The sequence below is a fragment of the Brenneria sp. g21c3 genome (genome assembly GCF_040240345.1).
GTDB lineage: Bacteria > Pseudomonadota > Gammaproteobacteria > Enterobacterales > Enterobacteriaceae > Brenneria.
Genome location: NZ_JBEIAB010000037.1, coordinates 1 through 5,244 on the forward strand (window position 1 = coordinate 1; position 5,244 = coordinate 5,244).

Sequence of the window (5,244 nt, forward strand, 5' to 3'; positions counted from 1 at the left end):
CTATATCGTTGGATATTACAGTGCACTAAGACCGCACGAATATAATGGTGGGTTACCACCAAACGAATCGGAAAACCGATACTGGAAAAACTCTAACGCGGTGGCCAGTTTTTGTTGACCACTACAAGTAATCCATTCATCAGTTGCAGAGTGCAATTGCCAATGTCCGTTCCTAGCTCTCAGCTGACCTTATGACCTTGCTTTCTGTCCGCTCCGTGCCAGACGCAGACGTTGCTAATACAGGTATTAATTAAAGGTGAGTGCTCATTCCGCTTGTTCGTTCGGATGCTTCGAACCTGACCTAGTCGATGGATTTTCTCATGGATGCGCTCGCAAGCGGAAGGCTTCAAAACGGCATATCCTGATCGAATCCGGGCTGATCAATCTCAGACTTTAGTACAGTCGGTACGGGGGCTGATTCCTCTACTACACCGGCATCATCAAATACAACGCTCCCCTCTTCGTCAACATCAGTCATCGCCAGCTGCTCTGAGATCTCTTCCGGATCTAGATCAACATATGAATCGCCCATCATCATTCTGTAATGCGCATCATGCTTAGCCGCCTTGAATATCTTGAAGAAAATTTTCAGGTAGCTTGCTGCCATATTGTCACTAATGGCCACATAGAGCTCATCCGGAGCGTAATGCGATCCATCATTTACCCAACTCATCAAAGACTGGCACTGTGTCTTTTCAATACCCTCAAACTTGTCGACCAAGTGGTACGTATCGACACCACCCAAAATTTTGAAATAGTTCTCCAAAATCCGTCGCATGGTGTTCTGCAACGTAAGGACTGGTACCGGTGTCCTTTTCAGCTCTGCCCAGAGTAATTGATAAGAATTCCTGATTGGATTACTTGAATGGAACTCAATTACCGAATACTCATTAGGTTTGCGGACAATCCAAAATGTCTCGTCAGCAAGAGATGTATTGGCCTTCCGGCGCTGATCGTACGTGACCTCTTTATGGAAATGCACGTTGTGTGTAAGCACCACAACTTGTTTAAGATGGCTACCACTCTTTCTAACTTCGGCGAAAAGCTCCTTGATCAAACTACTCACGATAAACAACACATCACTATCAAGGCTAGAAACGGGGTCATCGATGACCACAATCCGATCGGCGGTGATACCGGACGTCGTAATACTCCCTCTCAACAGGTGGTAGAAATAAAGGAACGTTACGAAGGTCTTCTCGCCCTCGCTCAATGTTTGCTTGGCATCTCTCCCATCCGCTCGGATAATTCTATAGGAGTTATCCGCACATGCAGGATCTAGAGAAAAGCTGAGAAATCCAAAATTTTTCAAAATTTTATTTATAGCAATTACTGTAGGCTTTACGCTTGTAAGTTCCGTCTCAATCTTATCGATCTCGACGTCTGTAGCATTAATATTTTCCGTGGCTTTATCCCGGCTCAATGCGATACCCGAAATAGATTTCTGTAGTTTATTCTTCTCAGAGCTGTAATCAGCCAAGGTATTCTTTAGCTCGGCATCGACAATATATTTCCACACTTCTCCGGTGAGCCTGCGCTGCTCAGCAGTGAAGCTTGCAACTAGGCGATTTTGTTCGGTTATTTTTGCATTTGCCGCATTAACAATAGCGGCAATATCCGCCTGAATATCCTCCAGTCCCTCAAGAAACACCTCAGCACTTGGAGTGGTAACTTTATTGTCCATCCGCCCTTTATTGACAAGAACAACAGCATCCAGTGCTTGAATCTTAGGATTAAGTTTTTCCTTGTCCAGTTCTGTGCAATCCAAAGCTAAAAGAACATGTGCCTGAGCCAAAAGATCCTCAGCAATTTGGAAATAATTATTACGCAGGGTAGAGACCGCCTTCGAATCCGCCTCAAAAGTCTCATCGAAGTAGTCAGTAAGTTCCTTCTCGAAGTCGTGGGGCAGAGTCTGCTGACAAAACGGACATTGTTCATCCGTATGCTCCAGAAATATCATACCTTGCCTAACCCAGTCGCTATTACCTAGCCGCTGAATAATCGCGGATATACTGACATCGTCTTTGCCTACCACCTTTTTAACCAGAATCGGGCTTTTCTCGAATGCTATCAACCGTGATAAATCCAAGGTCGAAACAAGATCTATTTTCGAAGGTTGGTCGCCATATAAAACCGCCGCTCTAGCCTTGAGATCAACCAAATCAACCAAGGTGGATTTGTTGTTCTCATGTTCTTGAAGAACCCTTGCTTTGAATGCTTCCTTATTATTCCTTAAACCAGTAAATGCCCCCTTGAAATATTCATCATGCTTCACTTTCTGTTCCCAGCATCGGCCAACTAACTTTGCTTCCAAAGAAATCAACTCAGCATGCTTTCCGGATTTTCCATCTTCACCATCAAGAGAGATGATTAACTTGGCCCTCAACTGTTCATGGCGCTTTCTTTCATCTTTAAGATCTTTGAGGCGGTCGAGCTGAACTTTCTCGGCCTTGCCGAGTGTAAATACTCCCTGAAACTCTTTGGATTCTGAGAAGTTGGCAGTGATGAAGTCGTTGTTATAGATCATTGCTGGCACTGGCATATTTCTGAGCCAGGTAATGCTAGAGTCTGTTGAGAGGCTAGGTTTCTCAATAAGTCGACTGATTGTGGTCTTGCCCGCTCCATTTGCTCCATAAATGAAATTGATCTTTTTTAGATTAATAACTTCTGATTTGTCAGGACGGTAGGTGGCGATGTTGGAGAGACTAATTGATTCGATCATAGCGGGTCATCCTTGCACGCAACGGCGCTAAGTCGGCCGCTGCTCAGTAAAATTCTGAAGGTCTGGGCAATTGAACGATTACCTAAACATTTTACGATCATGTGAAGGCTATTGGCTTGATAAACATATACGGCATGGTGATTTATGTAAAGACCAGAGGTATCAGGAGGACGAAGACCGGTGCAGTTTTGCCTACGCTACAGATTAGGGATGCTATAAGTATTCCTGCAAATTGTGTCACTCAATTTTAGGGCTTCCCCCCAGTTCAGGCAATGTCCGCTGTTCGCTCATAGCCGCCTGATGGAACTCTTGCGGGCAACTGAGTGCCAGAAGCAGATATTACAAACACTACCGTATGTTAATCAATGCGGAGCAGGTCACTATGGCTATAAAACACGTAATTCGATTCCTCGGCTAAAAATCTTTTTGCTACTCATTTCGCAAAAAAATCCCACAGCCTCCACCTTAATCAGGCAAACAAAATCTTTAGGCCCATACTTAGGCCCATAAAACAAAAATTGAATCAGGAATAAGCCAACTAATCAAAATAATAGACAACCTATTCAACTCCCCCCAGCTTAAGAACGATTTTTCTATACTAATAATTAATAAAACACACATAGCATGAAAATTATTAAACACATAACTATATCCTTGCAAGGTAATCTATTTCCTTATATGAAAATCTTTATGCGTGAGGACATTTCTGATATGTATATTCCTGACGAAACAGCATAGTGTTGTGATATTCGGTATATAGTCAGGTCATAGTTTCAGATTTGGGTGAAAATAATCATTTTTCAACGGGAGTTGTATGAATACGGCACTTTTGAGTCCTTTAGATAAAAGAGGAAAAGAGCAGTTTGAGCAGGTTATTTCTGCTTTTCAGGGAGACATGGCTGCTATTGCTGCGCAACTCTCTATAGATCCCCGATTACGACTTGAATATTCAAGGCTGATCAAAGCTATGTCAGATGAGCTTCGGAGCGTGTCAACCGAGGGCTCCTGACATGGGAACAAGCGGCAAAAGAAGCGATGGATGCGCGCAACATGACTATGGAAATGCTTCGAGCAAAGTCTACTGTGGGGAGGGCGTTAGCGCAAAAAATGAAGCTGACAGGGAAGACCTTCAATGATCTTGTTGCCAGAAAAACCCTCCAACTCTATGGCGCTAAAGCCAATTTCAATACCTTATCTGATATACAAAGGAACAATGTATTCGGTGCCATGTCGTGTTTGCGGTGGCGGTGGCGCTGTTGCCGGTTTAATATGTGGTCCTGCGGCCCCAGCGTGCGTGGTGTTGGGCGCTTTTGTTGGCGGTGCGCTTGCTGCGTGGCAAATGGGTAAGATGTGGAGGTGAAAATGGAAGTCACTAACGCAATCTCATTACAGATTATCCATGAGGCTACACAATTTAAGGAATCAGTGTGTGAAGTTCTGCTGAATGGTAAATCCACCGGCGTTAAGGTGTCAGGTAAAGTGCTGGAAGCGGCGGTTAAGGTGGATGATGAACTTTATCTTCTGTTTTTGACTGATGATGTTATTTTTGAGGAATCACTGAACATATTTCTTGTCCGCTTGGGTTCTAATAGCGCGGTTGTCGATTCTGCCACTATTGGAGCAATGTATAACACAGGGATTTTCAAAAATATAAGAGTCGCATCCTCTGATTCAGTTGATTTTAATTTTATGGGAGATAACTTATGGAAAGTGGCGGTTTATCATGCTCCGAAACTGAGAGTTCCCTTCATTAATGAAGATAAGAGAGTATCTCGTCCGGCTGGTTTTAAATGCCATTTCTCTATCTCAGTGAATTAAGTTGCAATACTTACTCAGTGAGAAAAATTTATGATTATTTGCGACACCATAAAATCCCGCAGCAACCCCGGCTTTATCTAACGGATGCGCTTACTGACGCAGCGCTAAACTAAGGAGAAAATATGCCAGTTCATCATGCTATCTGGCGCGTGGGTGAAAACCCTGAACCACTTTCCATCAGCCGTTTGGCGAGCGAGCAACTGCTGGAAAAAATGATTCTGCGCGATCCTTCTATTCTGTCTAACGAATGGATGTTGATCGGTCATCAGGAGCGCACGCTGGACGGCGGACGCATCGATCTGCTGGCGATAGCACCGGATGCCTCACTGATCCTTATTGAGTTAAAACGTGACCGCACACCGCGTGAGGTGGTGGCACAGGCTCTGGATTATGCCTCTTGGGTGGCGGGGTTAACCCCGGAACGCCTATCGCAAATTTATGAACGCTTCTCTCAGGGCGGTAATCTGGGCGAAGCCTTCAAACAGCGCTTCAACAACGTGCTGGAAGAGGAATCGCTCAATCAAGCGCATCAGATAATCATCGTCGCCTCTGAACTTGATCCGTCGACCGAGCGTATTGTGATCTTGCCCAGCGACGGTGGACACTGCCTTAAGCGAGGTTTCTTTCCTCAAATTGCACCGGGCTTAGCCCGCCGTTGGCACTATGCCGTCGGTGCCGATTGTAGTCTATCTCGATATACTCGA

At 44.7% G+C, this 5,244-nt stretch carries 4 protein-coding genes; 2 read left to right on the top strand and 2 right to left on the bottom strand.

From position 1 onward, the window contains the following. Positions 1-346 precede the first annotated feature (346 nt). Positions 347-2,722 carry an AAA family ATPase gene (locus tag ABRZ28_RS24090; RefSeq protein WP_330521859.1) on the bottom strand — a complete coding sequence of 792 codons (2,376 nt, stop codon included), beginning with the start codon at positions 2,720-2,722 and terminating at the stop codon, positions 347-349. Positions 2,723-3,536: 814 nt separating this feature from the next. On the opposite strand from ABRZ28_RS24090, the gene ABRZ28_RS24095 reads away from it, so the two are divergent. Together ABRZ28_RS24095 and ABRZ28_RS24100 are read left to right on the top strand one after the other, a co-directional pair. After that, positions 3,537-3,731 (top strand): hypothetical protein, encoded by a 195-nt coding sequence (locus ABRZ28_RS24095; protein WP_330521860.1) that lies wholly within the window; start codon positions 3,537-3,539, stop codon positions 3,729-3,731. A 353-nt stretch (positions 3,732-4,084) separates the two neighbouring features. Next, positions 4,085-4,540: a hypothetical protein gene (locus tag ABRZ28_RS24100; RefSeq protein ID WP_330521861.1), complete on the top strand. Its 456-nt coding sequence runs from the start codon at positions 4,085-4,087 to the stop codon at positions 4,538-4,540. A gap of 609 nt (positions 4,541-5,149) precedes the next feature. On the opposite strand, the gene ABRZ28_RS24110 is transcribed toward ABRZ28_RS24100, so the two are convergent. Beyond that, a partial coding sequence (locus ABRZ28_RS24110) for an IS3 family transposase (RefSeq protein WP_330521862.1) occupies positions 5,150-5,244 on the bottom strand: 95 nt, incomplete at its 5' end.

What these genes read in the sequence shown, in the direction of transcription:
- ABRZ28_RS24090 (WP_330521859.1), bottom strand. Translation starts at nt 2,722, where the DNA reads ATGATCGAATCAATTAGTCTCTCCAACATCGCCACCTACCGTCCTGAC.
- ABRZ28_RS24095 (WP_330521860.1), top strand. Translation starts at nt 3,537, where the DNA reads ATGAATACGGCACTTTTGAGTCCTTTAGATAAAAGAGGAAAAGAGCAG.
- ABRZ28_RS24100 (WP_330521861.1), top strand. Translation starts at nt 4,085, where the DNA reads ATGGAAGTCACTAACGCAATCTCATTACAGATTATCCATGAGGCTACA.